The organism is Halomicrobium sp. IBSBa (assembly GCF_017612575.1).
Taxonomy (GTDB): domain Archaea; phylum Halobacteriota; class Halobacteria; order Halobacteriales; family Haloarculaceae; genus Halomicrobium.
The window spans coordinates 1-17,862 of sequence record NZ_JADPQC010000009.1; the positions used below are offsets into that span (position 1 = coordinate 1).

General features: G+C 63.8%; 14 protein-coding genes and 2 pseudogenes. 13 read left to right on the top strand and 3 right to left on the bottom strand.

Going from position 1 to position 17,862, the window contains the following annotated elements; genetic code table 11:
• Nucleotides 1–110, bottom strand: a pseudogene (locus tag IL252_RS15865) (IS5/IS1182 family transposase); the annotation flags it as partial.
• Between the two features lie 118 nt (nucleotides 111–228).
• Here IL252_RS15865 and IL252_RS15870 point away from each other — a divergent pair.
• A pseudogene (locus IL252_RS15870) lies at nucleotides 229–410 on the top strand (integrase core domain-containing protein); the annotation flags it as partial.
• A gap of 205 nt (nucleotides 411–615) precedes the next feature.
• On the top strand, nucleotides 616–2,043 hold the full coding sequence (locus IL252_RS15875) for an exopolysaccharide biosynthesis polyprenyl glycosylphosphotransferase (protein ID WP_208628813.1): 1,428 nt from the start codon (nucleotides 616–618) through the stop codon (nucleotides 2,041–2,043).
• Nucleotides 2,044–2,097: 54 nt separating this feature from the next.
• On the opposite strand, the gene IL252_RS15880 is transcribed toward IL252_RS15875, so the two are convergent.
• Nucleotides 2,098–3,090 (bottom strand): transposase, encoded by a 993-nt coding sequence (locus tag IL252_RS15880; RefSeq protein WP_208628814.1) that lies wholly within the window; start codon nucleotides 3,088–3,090, stop codon nucleotides 2,098–2,100.
• Between the two features lie 363 nt (nucleotides 3,091–3,453).
• Here IL252_RS15880 and IL252_RS15885 point away from each other — a divergent pair, with 363 nt between their 5' ends.
• The 8 genes from IL252_RS15885 to IL252_RS15920 all read left to right on the top strand — a co-directional run bounded on the left by IL252_RS15885 (nucleotide 3,454) and on the right by IL252_RS15920 (nucleotide 12,756).
• A complete protein-coding gene (locus IL252_RS15885; RefSeq protein ID WP_208628815.1) occupies nucleotides 3,454–5,778 on the top strand; it encodes an STT3 domain-containing protein in 2,325 nt (774 codons plus the stop codon).
• A gap of 259 nt (nucleotides 5,779–6,037) precedes the next feature.
• Nucleotides 6,038–7,438 (top strand): DUF4330 domain-containing protein, encoded by a 1,401-nt coding sequence (locus tag IL252_RS15890; RefSeq protein ID WP_208628816.1) that lies wholly within the window; start codon nucleotides 6,038–6,040, stop codon nucleotides 7,436–7,438.
• A 57-nt stretch (nucleotides 7,439–7,495) separates the two neighbouring features.
• Entirely contained in the window at nucleotides 7,496–8,053 is a 558-nt protein-coding gene (locus IL252_RS15895; protein WP_208628817.1) for a hypothetical protein, read from the top strand.
• Nucleotides 8,054–8,184: 131 nt separating this feature from the next.
• Complete coding sequence (locus IL252_RS15900) at nucleotides 8,185–8,640, top strand: hypothetical protein (protein WP_208628818.1); 456 nt, start codon at nucleotides 8,185–8,187, stop codon at nucleotides 8,638–8,640.
• Entirely contained in the window at nucleotides 8,637–10,643 is a 2,007-nt protein-coding gene (locus IL252_RS15905; protein ID WP_208628819.1) for an SWIM zinc finger domain-containing protein, read from the top strand. Before IL252_RS15900 ends, IL252_RS15905 begins: the two co-directional genes overlap by 4 nt.
• Nucleotides 10,644–10,786: 143 nt before the next feature.
• On the top strand, nucleotides 10,787–11,161 hold the full coding sequence (locus tag IL252_RS15910) for a DUF488 family protein (protein ID WP_244257280.1): 375 nt from the start codon (nucleotides 10,787–10,789) through the stop codon (nucleotides 11,159–11,161).
• 67 nt (nucleotides 11,162–11,228) lie between these two features.
• Nucleotides 11,229–12,242 carry an aldo/keto reductase gene (locus IL252_RS15915; RefSeq protein ID WP_208628820.1) on the top strand — a complete coding sequence of 338 codons (1,014 nt, stop codon included), beginning with the start codon at nucleotides 11,229–11,231 and terminating at the stop codon, nucleotides 12,240–12,242.
• Nucleotides 12,243–12,318: 76 nt separating this feature from the next.
• Complete coding sequence (locus tag IL252_RS15920; RefSeq protein ID WP_208628821.1) at nucleotides 12,319–12,756, top strand: VanZ family protein; 438 nt, start codon at nucleotides 12,319–12,321, stop codon at nucleotides 12,754–12,756.
• A gap of 10 nt (nucleotides 12,757–12,766) precedes the next feature.
• Here IL252_RS15920 and IL252_RS15925 read toward each other — a convergent pair whose 3' ends face one another.
• Nucleotides 12,767–13,777 (bottom strand): NAD-dependent epimerase/dehydratase family protein, encoded by a 1,011-nt coding sequence (locus IL252_RS15925; protein ID WP_208628822.1) that lies wholly within the window; start codon nucleotides 13,775–13,777, stop codon nucleotides 12,767–12,769.
• 128 nt (nucleotides 13,778–13,905) lie between these two features.
• On the opposite strand from IL252_RS15925, the gene IL252_RS15930 reads away from it, so the two are divergent.
• The 3 genes from IL252_RS15930 (at nucleotide 13,906) to IL252_RS17775 (ending at nucleotide 17,727) form a co-directional block, all read left to right on the top strand.
• Nucleotides 13,906–14,379 carry a dihydrofolate reductase gene (locus tag IL252_RS15930; protein WP_208628823.1) on the top strand — a complete coding sequence of 158 codons (474 nt, stop codon included), beginning with the start codon at nucleotides 13,906–13,908 and terminating at the stop codon, nucleotides 14,377–14,379.
• A gap of 51 nt (nucleotides 14,380–14,430) precedes the next feature.
• Nucleotides 14,431–15,999, top strand: coding sequence for a 2,3-bisphosphoglycerate-independent phosphoglycerate mutase (gene gpmI, locus IL252_RS15935; protein ID WP_208628824.1), 1,569 nt, complete (start codon nucleotides 14,431–14,433; stop codon nucleotides 15,997–15,999).
• A gap of 273 nt (nucleotides 16,000–16,272) precedes the next feature.
• Complete coding sequence (locus IL252_RS17775) at nucleotides 16,273–17,727, top strand: carbohydrate-binding protein (protein ID WP_208628825.1); 1,455 nt, start codon at nucleotides 16,273–16,275, stop codon at nucleotides 17,725–17,727.
• The last annotated feature ends 135 nt before the right edge of the window (nucleotides 17,728–17,862 follow it).

Here is a 17,862-nt window from a genome sequence, read left to right on the forward strand (position 1 = left end):
TAGTCGGCGAATCCGCCGCCACCTTCCGGGGCGGCGGATTCGTCTCCATCACCGGTAACAACTTGAGCAACCGGAACAACTTCGCTAATGAAGCGGGAGATTTGAGTCATGATCAACTGGAGTCTCCTGCTTCAACTCCTTTGATTTAGCGACCCATCCCGACGCCGCCTAGTGATTCAACACAGCCGGCTAACTGGCGATGCTTTGTGAGGTACTGATTATTGAACTCGGAACCACATCGAAAAGTGGTTCCAGACCGTCACCATACGAATCGACTGCTTCCACACGTTCTGGCGGGGCAGTCAATCCAGCGCCAGAGAGTGGTTAGGGCGCTTCAGACACCACTACAACCACGAACGACCAATCAAGCGCTCGACGGACGAACGCCGACTGAGGTGATTCAGAACTAGACCGTGCGTTCTCCGGGAAATCCATTCTTTAATATACAGCATTTATGCCATGTTATTTTCCTGTCATATAGCTGTTTCTACGGTCTGTTCACACTTCGATCTTTCAGTTGGACAGTACGGTGTGGAGGATGTTTATTTCACGATGAGACTTAAACCGGAGGGTGACCCGCAGCGCTTATGAATAAATATCACGAGATATCTATCAATGCCCTCTGGCTGGCGGTATCGTTCGCTCGCGATCTGTGGGACGACGGCCCTGACAGCGTTGGTCGTCGTCCTCGCGAACACACCGCTAGCCCAGACACTCGTCACTTCGATCCCAGTACTGGACAATCTTCAGCCCAACACCTACACGAACGGATCACTACTTGACGAGATCGCGACGACATTTATTGTCGTCCTCGGAGTCCTGTGGCCGCTTTTCAAACCCCAGCCGAGGCGGATACTCGACACGATCGCACTCACACACAAGCGAGTCATCCTCGCAGCGACAGTGCTGGCGACGATCGGCTACTTCGATTGGTCGACACGGCTACCGCGATCAACACTCATCCTCACGACTGGTTTACTGATTATTGTCCTCCCGGTCTGGTTCGTTTCGATTCGACGCCAGCCACTGGCATCAAACCGGGCAATCATCGTTGGCGACGACTTCGAGGCCATGGAGACCATCCGGAGCGCTGCCGACGTAACGCTGCTTGGCTACGTCGCGCCTGCGAACGTTACGGCCCGAGAACAGCCAGCGTCCGAGGCGGTACCTGATGGGGGAGTGACGACGATCGCTTCGCTTCCCCGACTCGGTGGCCTCTCTCGCCTTGATGAAGTCCTCGTGGAACACGATGTTGACACCGTCCTTTTGGGGTTCAATCGCCCTGATCGCGAGGAGTTTTTCGGCGCCTTAGCTGAATGCTACGAACTCGGTGTCCGTGCGCAAATTCACCGAGACCACGCAGATAGTGTCCTCGTGAGCGATGCGATAGGTGGTGATCTCGTCGACACAGACCTGGAACCGTGGGACTGGCAAGACTACATACTCAAGCGTCTTTTCGATCTCATGTTCTCAGCGACAGGCCTCCTGCTCCTCTCGCCACTGATCGTGGTAATTGCTCTCGCCGTCAAAATCGATTCACCTGGACCCGTTCTGTACAGCCAACAGCGAACGGCGGAGTTCGGTGACCGGTTTGACATCTACAAGTTCCGAAGTATGGTGACGAACGCTGAAGCAGGAACTGGTGCAAGACTCAGCGACGAAGATGCGGGCGGGGTCGACCCACGTGTCACGCGCGTCGGACGACTCCTCCGGAAGACCCACCTCGACGAGATCCCCCAACTCTGGTCCGTTCTTGTCGGCGACATGAGCGTCGTCGGTCCTCGACCGGAGCGGCCTGAACTCGACAGTGACATCGAATCGAGCGTCGACGAGTGGCGAAGTCGATGGTTCGTCAAACCCGGCCTGACTGGACTCGCACAGATTAACGATGTGACTGGCTACGACCCACAGGAGAAGATCCGCTACGATATCGAGTACATCCGAAAGCAGTCGTTCTGGTTCGACCTGAAGATAGTGACGCGACAGTTGTACCAAGTTGTACTTGATGCGATCAGCATCCTATTCGGTCGGTCAAAAGAGTGACCAGACGCAGGATGAAACCGCAACTGTGTGATGGAGGGTGTCATAGAACTCTTGTCACACCGTGATGACCGTACTTCCCGGATTGTCTCCACGTTCGTAGTTGGTAATTGCGACGACGAGTCGAAGGCACAGCGCGAGGAATACCTGCGCTCGTGCGTGGACGCGGCCTCGGGCGTGCGTTCGCCCGAGGCCGCAGTCCTTCACTGATTCGTTGGTTCGTTCGACTCCAGTACGGCGGTTGTACGTCTCATCCAACGTGGACTGCTTCAGCTGACCGTCCTCGCTGTGTTGTTCGATGCGGTCTTCGACCCTGTACTCGATGTCTTTCGGGTCGTCAGTGTTTCGCGCGTTGTACGGAGCGACTGGCACGACCCCTGCGGCCAGCAGGTGGTCGTGCCAGTCAAGCGTGTCGTAGGCGCTGTCACCGACCATCCAGATCGGCTTGGCGACGGCGAGCGCGTCACGCGTGACGCGCATCGCCGTCTCCTCTGGCGCTTGCTTACTCTCGGTGAACTCGGCTGCAATCGGGATCTTTTGCCCGGTCGAGACGATCGTACAGCCGTAGCCGTAGTAGTACTCTTCGTCGGTTGGATCGTAGCATTTCGACGCATCTTGATCGGCGGGCATCGCCCTCACATCGGTCGAATCGATGCAGTAGGTCAAGTCGAGCAGGCCGCGCCGGGCGGCCTGCTCGACGAGGTGATCAAAGACATCGTCGACGACGTGTTCGAGGTCAGTGAGGAATCGATCGACCGCGTCTCTCGACGGCGGTCGATCGAAGCCACAGCCAAGCCAGACAACCGTATTGTGGAGCTCTCGTGCAACAGGGCGGATACCGTAGATGTCCTTGTAGTAGCAGTGGAGGAAGCCACGCATCAGCTCTGGTGGTTCGTGGTCTCGTGTTCGCCCCGTCTGCGCCGGGGCGAACACGTCGAACTCTTCGAGAAACTCGAAGGAGAGATGCTCAAACAGCGCTAGCGTCTCGGTCTCCACGACATTGAAGAACGTCTCTACCGAAGGATCATCTTGCAGGGTCGCTGAGGCCATACCATCTCAGCATTCACCCTGCTCTTTGGTGTGGTAATCGTTCTATGACACCCTCGTGTGATGAGGAATCGAATAGGTGGCCATATTCACGAGTCGTCACATACGTTCGAATGCTACCGAAGACACAGGCGCAGATTGGAACGTGATCGTCAAGAGGTTTGTCCGAAAGTGCATCATTGCTACGCCCGCTCTATTCTGGATTATCACACAGCGGCCTTAGGTCTACTGGGCGCTCGAACAACTCGCTGTCGGCCACATCGAGGAACATCAAGGCACTCTTCGATACGTTGGATATTTCCAACAAAACGATTCGAAGTAACCACGAGTCGGTGACTTTATTCTGGCCACGAAACACCACCGCATATGAGCGACGAGGGCGACGTGAACGCGCTTCTCGACGAGCGGCCGGATCTCCGAGATGCCCTCGATACAGTTCTCGATGTCGACGAGAAACAGGACACTTGGGCGTTCGACAACGTGCCGATCGATTCGGGTCCGTTCGGTGAATTAGTCGCGAGTGGTGTCGTCGAGTCCGTCGACGACGAATACCGGCTTGCGAATCCAGATGCCACGGCAGCAGCGCTCTCAGATGACCCAGCAGACGAGAAGGAGCCGCTCGATTTCGACGGTACTCTCTCTGGATTCGAATGGCCAACACTCGACAGAACAACCATCCTCACACTCACGGCCGCCCTCACCGTCGTCGCACTCGTTCGCGCTCACCCACTCCAGTCGGTCTACCGTGACGGTAACGTCGTCCTCTCGGGGAACGATCCGTACTACTACCGCTACTGGGTCGAGCGCGTCCTCGCGGAGAGTCAGTCGGTATTCAGTCTCGATGCCCTTGCCGCGTTACCGGACGGCGTCACAAAGGGAGAACCACTCCTCGTGGCGACGCTGTGGTGGCTCTCAGAACTCTTTGGCAATGGTGCAGCCGTCGTCGGCGACGTGATGGCGTGGTACCCCGTCCTCACGGCTGTCATCACGGCGATTTTCGTCTACTTGCTGGCTGTCACCGTCACGGGTGACAGGCGCGTTGGGCTCGCAGCGGTCCTCCTCTTCGCGATCATTCCGGGCCACGCGATGCGGACCAGCCTGGGTTTCGCGGACCACCACGCCTTCGACTACCCGTGGCTGGCGGCGACGGCCTACGCGCTGACGGTCCTCGCAGGTACCGATCAGGATAAACTTACCACACCGAAGACGTGGCTCGCGAGCGTCGTTCTCGGGATCGCTGTCGCTGGCCAGACGCTGGCCTGGGAGTCTGCACCACTCCTCATCGCGGCGGTCGGCCTCGCGGTCGCCGCCCTGGCTCTGGCAGCCGTCGACAGGAGCGAGTCACCACTCGTCCCCGGCGCGCCGATCCTCACCGGCCTCACGATCGCTACTGGGCTCGCCGCGGTCGGCCACGTCGTCGTCGGCTGGCATACCCCACGCGTCGCGTTCTCGCCCGCACTGGTCTTTGGCGGGGTCGCTCTCGCACTCCTCGTCGCCGAAGCCGTCCACCGGGCGACCGACGACGCTCGCCATCTGCTGGCCATGGATGCCGTCCTCGCTCCGGTCGGGCTCCTCGTCTTCCGCGAGGCCCGCCCGGAAGATTGGGACGCGCTCCTGCGAGGGGCCGGACGGATCACGGCCGAGCGCAACATCGCCGAGACGGTTGGCCTGTTCGATCCGGACACGCTCGGGGTCTTGCTCCTGCTGGGGTTTACGCTCGTCATCGCGATCCCGGCGATGGTCGTCGGCATCCAGCGCGCTCGAACAGCACCAAAGTGGGCGGTGCCGACCGCGTACGTCTGGTACTTCTTCGCGCTCTCGACGCTGTCGGTCCGGTTCGTCGGCGAACTCGCGCCGGTCCTCGCGGTGTTCGCGGGCATCGGCTTCGTGCGACTCGCCGCCTGGATCGACGCCGTCGAGGCACTCTCGGTTGACGCGACCCGCGAGGCGCTCCCCCCACTGACCGTGCCGGATCGACGGACGATCGGGACGCTCGCCCTCATCTTCCTGCTGGTCGGGAGTCTCGGGATCGTGCAGGTGCCGGTCAAGACCGGCCAGCTCACGGTCGAGGACAGTACCTACCAGAGCGCTGCCCACGTCGCGAACCACTCGGCCCAGCTCAACGAGTCCTATCCCGACAACTACGTCCTGAGCCAGTGGGGGCGCAACCGCGTGTACAACTACTTCGTCAACGGTGAATCGGAGAGTTACAGCTACGCCCGACAGACGTACGCCGAGTTCCTCGGGAGCCCCAATGCCGACGAGTGGTACAGTCGGTTCGACGGCCGCGTCGGTTACGTCGTCCTCTCCGAGGACATCAACACCACCGGTGGAACTGCCTACGCACATCTCACAGACCACTACGGGAGTCGAACCGCAGATCGGGACGGGCTCGCCCACTTCCAGCCACTGTACGTCACGGCAGGCGGCGAGAAACTCACCTACCAGGTCGTTCCCGGCGCGAACCTGACGGGGCAGGTCGCGCCCAACGAGACAGTCACGGTCCGGACGAACGTGACGGTTCCCGGCGCCTCGTTCACGTACGAACGACAGACGACGGCCGACGCGACCGGTGCGTACAACGTCCGCGTCGCCAACCCCGGCACGTACACCATCGAGACGGCCAACGAGACGCGCGAAGCGACCGTCCAGGCCGGCGCTGTCCGGAACGGGACAGCCGTCCAGGGCTGATACTGCCCGCTGTAGCTGTTTCGAGATATTCGCGACCACGGGGTCGCAACATTCGTTACAGACGTACAGCCGGCAGTATGAGAGGGATACCATCCACAGCCGTGTCGAACCATCCCCCCACGTCCTGGCGGATGAAAGGGCGAGGCGCGTCTCGCGTGAGCGCACCGAGGGCTTTCGAGGGCCTCTCACCGGACACTGAACTGGAGAGTACCCCTCCGTAGCGAAAGACCTTTTAAAACGCCCAAACACTCCGAAGCGAATGCAAGTCCTCGACGACGAAGGGAACCTCTTCGGGTTCGTCAACGTTATCGACGCGCTCGCCGTGGTTCTGGTTCTCGCTGTCGCAGTCGCCGGTGCTGCCCTCGTCTTCGGCGGTAACGACCAGTTGGAGTCGGACCTCGCGACGACGAACGTCACGCTCGATCTCGGGACACAACCAGACTACCTCGTCGCCGAGATGAACGAAGGCGACACCTACAGCCTCGGCGGGAACTCGGAGCTCACGGTCACGGACATCCATCTCTCGCCACAGGACGATCAAACCCACGTCACGATCCGCGCGGAACTACAGGGTCAGCCAAACGACGATAGCATCATCTACGCTGACGCCCCTCTGCGCTTCGGGCGGACACTCGACATCACCACGAGCCGGTACGAAGTAAGCGGCGAGATCCGAGCCATCGGCGACGGAAACTCGCTCGACAGAGAGACGACGACTGTCGTCCTGCAGGACACTGTCCCAACGACCGACGCCCGCGAGATGACGGCCGGCGACGAAGTACAACTCGCGGGACGGACGGTGGCTACGGTGACAGATGTAGCCGCGTACGCGAGAAATAACTCGACGCAACGAACGGTCTACGTCGAAGTCGAACTCGAGACGTACACTCAGCAGGGCGAGCGTCGCTTCGGGACCACGCAACTCCGTCGCGGCCAGACAGTCACACTCCCAGCGAGCGAGTACACGATCGACGGCCGACTCGAACGAATCGGGGACGGTCTCGACCGCAAAGAGACAGACGTACTCGTCGAAAGTACCGTCGACGTCGAGACGGCAGCACGAATTGCCGACGGTGACCTCGCGACGATCGCCGGGCACGAAACCGCGGAAGTCCAGACCGTCACGACGTACGCAACGGGTGATCCCGACCGTAAGCGCGTGTTCATCGGACTCTCACTACAGACGCTGTCGTACGGCCAGCGCCAGCAATTCGGTGACATGCACGTCCAGCGGGGCAACAGTGTCAAAATTTCGACCGAGAGCTACGAGCTGTCGGGGCCGATCCGCCGCGTCGGCACGCTCGAAGAACGTGGCACGCTCGCTAACCGCACAGTCACGCTCCGGATGACCGACGTCCGCGAGGAGATGGCCGATACGATCGAGACGGGCATGACCGAGCGCTCGAGAGACACGACCGTCGCTCGCGTTACCGGCGTCGCCGTCGAGCCGGCAGTCATCATCGCTACGGGCGACAGCGGTTCGGTGAACGTCGTCGACCATCCGTTCCTTCGAGATGTCACACTCACGACGGAACTCCAGGTGAGAGAGACGACCAGCGGCGTCCGGTTCAAGGGCGACACGATCAGACAGGGCTCGACGGTCGTTCTCGATCTGGGAACGATCACCGTCCGGGCCGAGGTCGTCAGCATCGGCGGGTGATCGGCTTCGAACACCGAAAGCTAGATACCGCTCCAGTCGAACTGCCGCTCATTCGGAATGGATACGCAAAATGGCTCGCCGACAGTGTCTCTCGAAGCCGTGGACGAGAAAGTAAGTCGCGTACTCGCAGCGTCACGCGTCGTCCAGACCAGTCAGTCACTCACTGCTCAGGTGGCCAAGGTCACACGGGCGTCGTCCCTCTACCGCTGGCTCACCAAAGAGCCCGATCCGAAGGTCGTCGTCATCGACCTGCGAGAGACTCACACTGTCGGCCCGTTCGTCCGATTGCTCGACCGACTCGTCCCACACGTCGAGAGAGCCTGGAACGAATCCTCGCTCAAGCGCGCGACTGCTCGCACGGGTGCGCTGGTGCGCGACGTCCCAGTCAAGGTCGCGAGCGTGCTCTTGCTCGTCGTTCTCTCCGTTCAGACACTCCAGTCGCTACCAGCGATACAGAGCGGCTCCGTGACGACCGTCGGCACGTTCACTCTCGCGTGGCTCCTCGCACTGGTGGGCCTTCGCGTCGACTGGACGCTCGCGGAACTCGCAGAGAGCCGCGCTGGTCGGCTTCTCCGAGCACTCCTCGAACCGCCGGAACCACCGAACGAGGACTGAGTTCGCTGAATCCGGCACCGGTGTTCTCTCTTGAGCACCACCGTGATTCCCGACCAGCGCGGTCGGACCGCAGTCCACAAAACTCACCGCACCGTAGTGAGGATCGACGAACGGCGTTGCCCAGGACAACCATGCGACTGCGCTACTACGCCGAGGCTGACACTGCGGCCGACCATCGTCGAACCGTCGAGCTACTGGAATCGATCGTCGGTCGGCACGCGATCCCGGTCGAGATCGTACCGGTCGAGCCGCGGCGAGCGCCACCTGAGGAGTTCTCAGGGGCAGTCGAGCATCGCACGCTCGACAACGCCTGGGACGATTTCGCGTACAACGCCACGCTCCAGGACGGATTGGGTACGCCGCCCTCACAGTACTACGACAATCCCGAAGACATCATTGGAAACGTCGGCATCGTCGTCGACGACACCCTCGTCTGGGCGACGCGATTCTGGGGGACACACCACGGCTGGGGACCTATCGATCCCGAACAGACAGCGATCGGCTTTCTCGAAGCGGTCGAGCAACGAGGCGAAGGCCCGATTGCCGAACGAGTCTCGCTCGAAGATTGGTCTCCCGACGAGATATGACTGACAATGAGTCCGACGCGAGCGGCGATCCCGAGCGATCACGTATGGACGTCCAGATCCCGACCCGTGATGCGATCCGCGAGATCTGTACCGCACAGTCATTCCAGCGCGGTGTCGAGTACTTCGAGGCGGGCCGGGTCCGCGACCTCACCGTCGCGGACAGCGAGGTGACTGCGACGGTCCGTGGCAGCCACGACTACCGGACGACGGTCGACTTGTCGGCGACACAGTTTGCTCCCCGGTGTTCGTGTTCCTACGATTACGACGGCGAGTGCAAGCACGTCGTCGCCGTGTTGCTGGCCGTGGCCGACCGCTCGGACGAACTGTTGGGTGATCGATCGGACACGTCCGACTACGGCGACGAGGCGGCCCAAGCATCGAACAAGCCGACGCCGAGAGCCGTCGAACGAGCGGTCGAGCCGGCCGACGACGAGACAGTGCGGACGTTCTTGAGTCGGATTCTCGCAGAGGACGAGCACCGAAGAGAGCAGTTCCTCGCCCTTGTCGATGGGCCGGCCGAGAAAAGCGCCGCCGACTACAGGCGCGAGATCGACCAGCGCTTCGAGGATGCCGCTGGACAGCATGACATCGTCGAATACGATACGCGACTCGATTTCAGCCAGTACTACGATCGAGCGGATACCTACCGGGAGAACGCTAACGCCGAGCAAGCCCTGAAGATATATCGGGCGCTCGCGGAGACGATCCAAGAGAACCTCGATCGGATCGACGACAGCAGCGGCCACTACGGCGACCAGATCCAGCAAGCGGTCGACGCATATGCGGAAACCGTCCGCGAGATGGACCGACCACCCGAGGAACGACACGAGTACGTCGACACTCTGTTCGAGCAGTACCGGACGACGGAGTTCGACTTCGTGGGGGAGTCCTACGACGAGGCGCTTCGAGCGGTCTGTGAGACGACTGACGATCTCGAACATCTCCGGTCGTTGCTGGAACCCCACGTACCGGCCGACCTGTCTCCCTCCGAGAGCGATCTTCCGGACGAGAACGAATCCGCGAACGGCGAGGATGGACCGACTGGTGAGGGCGACGTTCCGATTGACGGATCGACTGCAACGCGGGTTCCCGATCTGACGAGAGACCGTTTGGACGCCGATCTGTTCACCGGCGGAGCGATCGATGTCGACCGTCTCAGCGCGATCCCGCTCGATATCGAAGCATTCGTCGGCGAGACGCTCACGGAAAAGATCGAAGCGTTCGCACTGGAGGGAGACGGCCGAGATGCCTCTCGCTCGCAATCTCAGTACACCCCTCACGAGCGAACACTGCTCTCGACGTACGTCTGGGTACTGTCGGAACTCGACGAGCGGGACACGCTCCGTGCGATCCTCGCCGACGTGTACACGGAGCGTCCGTCGTTCTGTCGGCAATACGTCGACGAACTTCTCGCGGACGATCGAGACGACCGCGCGGAGGACGTCGTCGAGGACGGGCTCGATCAATTCACCCATTCCCACGAATTCCACCGGTTCGCGGCCGAGTTCTACGACGAACGCGACGACGAGCGATACCGGGAGCGTCTCCGAACGCTGTTCGTCCGATTCGAGGACTGGGACGCCTACGACGAACTGAAGACCGCTTGCTCCGACGAGCGGTGGGAATCGGTCTTCCACGGGATCGTCACACAACTCGGACGGCTCGATCCCGATCGGCTGATCGACCTGTACTGCCACGAAGGCGAACACAAGAAGGCCCTGTCGAGAGTCTTCGACAGCGAAGACGTGGCGACGCTCAAGCGCTACCGGGCCGACGTCGCCGACCTCCACCCCGAGAAGTACTTCGAAGCGTATCAGGAGCGACTGGAGCCGTACCTGGCCAGCGACACCGGTCGCGATCACTACCGAACCGTGATCGAGCACCTGCGCGAGATGGAACGCCTCGGGTTCGAGGACGAACTGGCCGCGTTCGTCGCTCGCCTCCGAGAGAAGCACTCGAATCGACCTGCGTTCCTCGACGAACTCGATACCGCCGGCTTCTAGGCATCTGCGGTGTCGTATTCGCCATCCGAATCGAGCAACGGAAGATCCACCTCGATCGTATCGTACCAGACTCGCGGACGCTTCGACCGGCCTTCCATTTCGAAATCGATCAGGCCGAGTGCTTCGAGTTTCTCGAGGTTCTGGTGAACCTGCCGGAGGGGGCCCGTCATGTCGGCGTCATACGCTCGCCGACGCCGTGGTTCCACGGTGCGGTCGACGAGAACCGCCCTGCGCTCGGGCCGCCATCGGACTTCCTCGAAGAGTTCCAGTCTCGCGAGGAGTCGTTCAAGCTCGACGGTATGTGCGAGGAGGGTGCTCAGAACGCCGCCTGGGAGGAACTCGACTTCGAGGAGACGTATCGCGATCACCTCACCAGCGACGAGGGCCAGGCTCCGATGGACGATCTGGTCTCACCCCTGCAGGCGGGCGAGGACGTGGCGCTGGTCTGCTACGAGAACACCGACCAGAAGCGCTGTCACCGGACAATCCTGCGCGAGGAACTGGAGCGGCGTCTGTAGGAACCCGTCGAATACGCGACTGAGTACCCACCCCAGTTATCCCGCTCGCGTTCTCACACACGAGCGTATGCACTACCGACGACTCGGCACGACCGGCTTGCAGGTGTCGCCGATCTGTCTCGGGACGTGGCGCTTCGGCAAGGAACACGAGGACAGCGGCGTCGTCGAGACGGACCGCGAGGACGCCCACGAGCTGCTCGACGCCTTCGCCGAGCGCGGCGGCAACTTCATCGACACCGCCAACGGCTACGGCGGCGGCGACTCCGAGCGGTGGATCGGCGAGTGGCTCGAAGGCCGGGACCGCGAGGACTACGTCATCGCCTCGAAGTGCTTCTGGTCGACGGTCTCGCGCTTCCAGGAGAACCTCTCGAAGAAGAACGTCCGCGCGGAGGTCGAGGGGTCGCTGGACCGACTGCAGACGGACTACCTCGACGTCCTCTACCTGCATCGGTTCGACGACGGCACGCCGATCGAACAGACGCTGCGCGCCGTCGACGACCTCGTCAGCGAGGGGAAGGTCCACAACGTCGGCCTGTCGACGGCCGACGCATGGAAGCTCACCAAGGGCCTGTGGAAGGCCGACGTGAACAACTACGAGGCGTTCACCGTCACCCAGCCGCTCTTTCACGCCGCCTACTACGAGGACGTGGCCGAGTACCTCGACGTGTGTGCCGACCAGAACCTCGCGGTCTGTCCGTACTCGCCGCTGGCCGGTGGCTTCCTCACCGGCAAGTACGAGCGTGCGGGCGACGGGACCTACGAGCTGGACGCCCCCGAAGACACGCGTGCCCAGTTCGACGATCGCTTCCTCGATTTCTACGTCTCGGAACGGGGCTGGCACGTCATCGACGAGGTCCGGGCCGTCGCCGAGGAGGTCGACGCCTCGCCGGCACAGGTCGCTCTGCGCTGGCTGATGGACCAGCCCGACTTCGACTGCGTCCCGATCGTCGGCGCGCGGACCGTCGACCAGCTCGACGAGAACCTCGGGGCGATCGACGTGACGATCTCCGACGACCAGTTCGACCGGATCTTCGAGGCCCGCTACGACGACGACGGCAACCTGTACAAGACGAACGCCTGATACGGACGACTCGTCGCCACGAGTGCGTCGCCCGCGACCACATCGCTTTTACCCCTCACTGTCGGCAACGTAGCCAATGAGTGCTTTTCGCGTCCCGCTGTTGCCGTCGTGGCTCCGGTGGCTCGCCGTCGCCGTGGTGGGTGGTGTGATCTTCACGCTCTCGGTGGTCGTCGCGCCGCCGGGAGAGCCAATCGTTGCGGGTCCGCCGGATCTCCTCCCGCTGGACAAGTGGCGTCACTTCCTCGCGTACGCCGCCTTCGGTGGGACACTGGCGTACGCCACGAGCACCTGGCGGTGGTCGACCGGCCGACTCGCGGTGTTCGTGCTCGGGATCACCGTGGCCTACGGCGTCGGTATCGAGATCTGGCAGTCGTTCCTGCCCGACCGTTACTTCGGGCTGGGAGACGCCTACGCCAACGCCCTCGGGGCGGCGCTGGCGAGTCCGTGGTTCCTCCTCCGCGATCGCCTCTCGTTCGTGTCACTGTCGGAGTGGGCGTCCGCGATCGTCGATTGAGAGCCGGCCGTCACGACCGTCCGAACGCTGCACGAAAGTCGGCGGTGGCGTCGCGCCACGCCGCGATCAGCTCGTCGTCGTTCTCGCTGTCCCAGGGTTCGATCCGGTCTTCGGCGTCGAGTCGCTCGACGGTCCGACGAACCCCGTCCTCGAAGCTGACGGTGTACTCGAAGTCCAGGTCTCGTCTCGCCTTGCTGTTGTCGAAGACCGTCGAGAACTGGAAGTGATCGCGCAGCATCGCCGTGCGGTCCGGGACGGCGTCGGCGAGGACGGTCGTCGGAACGTGGACGAGGTCGGGCTCGGGAGCGTCCAGCGCGTCGGCGACGGTCCGGTGGTACTGGTTCCAGGTGATCACCTCCTCGCTGGTGACATGGTAGCACTCGCCGTACGCGGCTCCGTTGCCGACGGCGGCGACGAACGCCGCGGCCACGTCGTCGCGGTGGCACGGGCCCCACAGCGACTGGCCGTCGCCGTGGACGACGATGGGCTTGCCCTTCCGGATCCGGTCGACGTAGTAGGTGCCGACGCCGAGCGTGTGGAGCACCGGCCCGCCCTCGCCATAGGTGCTCCACGGGCGGAGCACGGTGGCGGCGAACGCGCCGTCGTCGTGGGCGGCCAGGAAGCGATCCTCGCAGGCGGCCTTGTTCGCGCCGTACTCGCTGACGGCCGGCTCGCGGGCGGCGTCTTCCGTGACGGGGTTGGTCGCCAGCGGGCGGTGGTACACGTCGACCGTCGAACAGAAGACGTACTGCTCGATCCCCGCGAAGATCTCGACGGCGGCCTCGGCCTGTGCGGGGGCGAAACAGACCATATCGATCACGCAGTCGGGCTCGACCGCGTCGCGGGCCCGCTCCAGGGCGGCGTCGTCGTCGCGGTCGCCGTGGACGAACGACACCGTGTCCGGCAACTCGGCGTCGCTCTCCCCGCGAGTGAAACAGGTCACGTCGTGGCCGGCCGCGACGAGCTGGCGCGAGACGGCCGTGCTGATCAGTCCGGTGCCGCCGATGACGAGTACGTCCATGCCGGTGGGAGCGACCGCAGGGGGATAAAGCATCGTCACGCGGCCGCGGCGTCCGGGCGGGCGCTGGGTCGCGCTCGGGATCGACCGGCGGCGGTGGAGAGTAGTAGTCCCAGACCCAACGGTCGCGCATGGAGATCATCGCAGTCGCGGCGGTCGGCGAAAACGGCGTCATCGGCGACGGCGACCGACTCCCCTGGCACCTCCCCCACGAGTCCCGGCGCTACCGCGAGCGAGTCGCCGACGACACCGTCGTGCTCGGCCGCAAGACCTTCGAGATGTTCGAGGAACTGCCCGGCGCACGACAGCTCGTCTTGAGTCGGAGCGAGCGCTCGTTCGAGGCCGAGACGGCGACTCGCGCGGCGAGCGTCGACGCGGCGATCGATCTCGCCCGCGAGCGCGGCGATCCGGTGCTGTACGTGCTGGGCGGTGCCGGGGTCTACGAGGCGTTCCTGCCACGGTACGACCGGATGTTGCTGAGCCGCGTCGACGGCGAGTACGAGGGCGACGCGACGTTCCCGGCGTTCGACCGCGAGGCGTGGACACTCGTCGACGAGACGCCGTACGACGGATACACGCTCGAAACGTGGGAACCCGCCGTGTGAGCGCCACCGACACCCGACAGTATCTTAGGGCGGCCCCGCCACCGACCCGATATGGAAGTCGGACTCGTCATTCTGGACGGCTGGGGACTGAACCCCGACACGGACACCCGGGACGCGGTCGCCGCGGCCGACACGCCAAACGTCGACCGATACCGCGAGATCGGTGCCGACAGCACGCTCGAAACCCACGGGCGTCGCGTCGGCCTCCCGGAGGGCCAGATGGGCAACTCCGAGGTCGGCCACCTCAACATCGGGGCCGGCCGCGTCGTCAAGCAGGACTCCGCCCGCGTCACCGACGGGATCGCAGACGGCACCTTCTTCGAGAACGACCGCCTGGAATCGGCCTTCGACTACGCCGAGGCCAACGACGGCGCGGTCCACCTCATGGGGCTGGTCTCTGACGGCGGCGTCCACTCCTACCAGAAGCACCTCCACGCGCTGATCGACTTCGCCGCCGACCGCGGCGTCGAGGCGGTCACCCACGCCTTCACCGACGGCCGGGACACCTCGCCGACCGGCGGCGAGGAGTACCTCGCCGAACTCCAGGCCCACGCCGAGGAGCGTGGAACGGGCCACGTCGCCACCGTCGCCGGGCGCTACTACGCGATGGACCGAGACCAGAACTGGGAGCGCACCCGCCGGGCCTACGACGCGATCGTCTCGCGCGAGGCCGCCCACAGCGCCGACACGGCGGTCGAGGCGGTCACCGACTCCTACGATCGGGGCGACACCGACGAGTTCGTCGAGCCGACGCTGGTCGAGGGCGAGCCTCGACAGGCCCCGGAAAGCGAACGCCAGAGCAGTGACCGGGGCCGGCCGGCACTCGACGACGGCGACGCCGTGATCTTCTTCAACTTCCGCTCGGACCGCGCGCGTCAGCTCACGCGCATGCTGGGCGACGTTCGTCCCGAGGACTGGGGCGGCGACACGGAACCGCCGGAGGTCCGGCTGGTCACCATGACCCAGTACGACGCGACCTTCGATCTCCCGGTGGCCTACCCGCCCAACCAGCCCGAGGACGTGCTCGGCGAGGTGCTGGCCGAGACCGGGCACACGCAGCTTCGCCTGGCCGAGACCGAGAAGTACGCCCACGTCACCTACTTCCTCAACGGCGGCCGTGAGGTCGAGTTCGACGGCGAGATCCGCCGGATCGTCGAGAGTCCGGACGTGCCGACCTACGACCAGCAACCGGAGATGAGCGCACCCGCAGTCACCGACACCGCTATCGAGGTCATCGAGGACGACGACCCGGACGCGATGGTCTGTAACTACGCCAACGCCGACATGGTGGGCCACACCGGCGACTTCGAGGCCGCCACCGCGGCCGTCGAGGCCGTCGACGAGCAGCTCGGACGCATGGTCGAGGCGATCACCGAGGCCGGCGGTCACGTCCTCGTCTGTGCCGACCACGGCAACGCCGACGACATGGGGACCTCCGAGGACCCACACACGGCCCACACGCTCAATCCGGTCCCGTTCGTCTACCTCGGCCCCGACGGGACGGCGGCGGGCCGGGAGGCCCGCGACGGCGGGACGCTCGCGGATCTCGCGCCGACGATGCTGTCGCTGCTGGGGATCGACCAGCCCGACGCGATGACCGGCGAGCCGCTGGTCGAGTGACGGCAACGGCCGGCCGTCCGTGGCCGTCGCCGATCGGCCCGGCGTTTCGTATCGACGCACGGCTGGTGACCGTCGCCGCGCGTTTCTGCGCTGTTCGACAGAAATGCATACTATAAATGATTAATTTTTAGCCGACGAAACACCACAGTACTGTCGCGGTCGGGCGTCCGCTACGGTCGCGGCCATCGGGGTGTCCGGATGTTAGGGGGGCACTGACAGCTGCCCGATCGGTGTCGCCGTCGTACTGCCGTCCCGGCCGTCGAGGGATCACACATGCGACGACGGACGTACGTACGATCACTGTCGGCGCTCGTGGGGCTCACGGGCGTCGGCGCGGCATCGGCACAGCAAGAGTACCCGACGTGGGACGCGAGCGCGACCTACTCGGAGGGTGACCGGGTCGTCTACGAGGGGACGATCTACGAGGCCCAGTGGTGGACACAGGGCGACGAACCCGGTAGCACCCAGTGGGGGCCGTGGAACGTCGTCGACTCTTCGGACGGTGGCTCCGACGGGGGGAGCGACGGCGGCAGCGACGACGGCAGCGACGACGGCAGCGACGACGGCACGGACGGTGGCAACGAGACCGACTATCCGGCCTGGGACGCCGGCACCACGTACACCGGCGGCGATCGGGTCGTCTACGAGGGGACGATCTACGAGGCCCAGTGGTGGACTCGGGGAGACGAGCCCGACGCCGGTGGACCGTGGGACGAAGTCGGTCCCGTAGACGGTGGCGGTGGGGACGACGGCAGCGGTGACGACGGCGGCGACGGTTCGGACGGAGACACGGGCACACCGGGCGCGATCCCGGAGAACGTCTTCGCCCCGTTCGTCGACGTGGCCCTGGACGACCAGCAGGCGCTCACCGACGCGGTCTCGAACGCCGGGACGAAGTACTTCACGCTCGCGTTCGTCAACTCCGCCGGGGGCGAGCCGGCGTGGGCCGGCGACTCGAACCTGATCGTCGGCGAGAGCGGCGAACGCCTCGACATGCAGGGCCAGATCGCCGACCTCCGGGCCGACCACGACGGTGAGGTCATCGTCTCCTTCGGCGGTCTCAGTGGCACGTACCTCGCGGAGGCGGTGACGAGCGCGAGCACGCTCAAAGAGAAGTACGCGACCGTCGTCGATCGGCTCGACGCGCAGTTCATCGACTTCGACGAGGAGCAACACATCCGGGACAATCCCGAAGTCATCGAACGCCGGAACGAGGCACTCGCTTTGCTCCAGGCAGAGTACCCGGAGCTGTCGATCTCGTACACACTGCCGGTGATGCCCAGCGGGCTCCCCGAGCAGTCGAGCAACGACGTGCTGTTCGTGCTCGAAGACGCGGCCCAGCGCGGCGTCGAACTCGACGCCGTGAACCTCATGACGATGAACTACGGCTCGGCGTTCGAACTGAACGGCGAGACCGTCGTCGACGCCGCCGAGAGCGTCCACGGACAGCTGGCCGACATCTATCCGGCTCGGTCGGCCACAGAGCGCTGGAACACGATCGGCCTGACGCCGATGATCGGCCAGAACGACGTCGACTCGAACGTGTTCTACCCCGAGGACGCACAGACGGTGCTCGATTTCGCCCAGGAGAAGAACCTCCGGTGGCTGTCGTTCTGGGAGCTCGTCCGCGACAACGGCGAGGGGAGCGCGCTCTACGAGAGCAGCCAGATCGAACAGGAACCCTACGAGTTCTCGTCGATCTTCGACGCGTTCACGAGCGACAGCTGATACTGCCGGCTGTCACTTCGTGACGATCTTCCCTACCCCGGGGTGGCGAAATCGTTCACAGATTTCCAGCCAGTAGTATGAACATCGATGCACGGATCGCACGACGGCCGTGCGATCGGTGCGTCCATCCGTTCG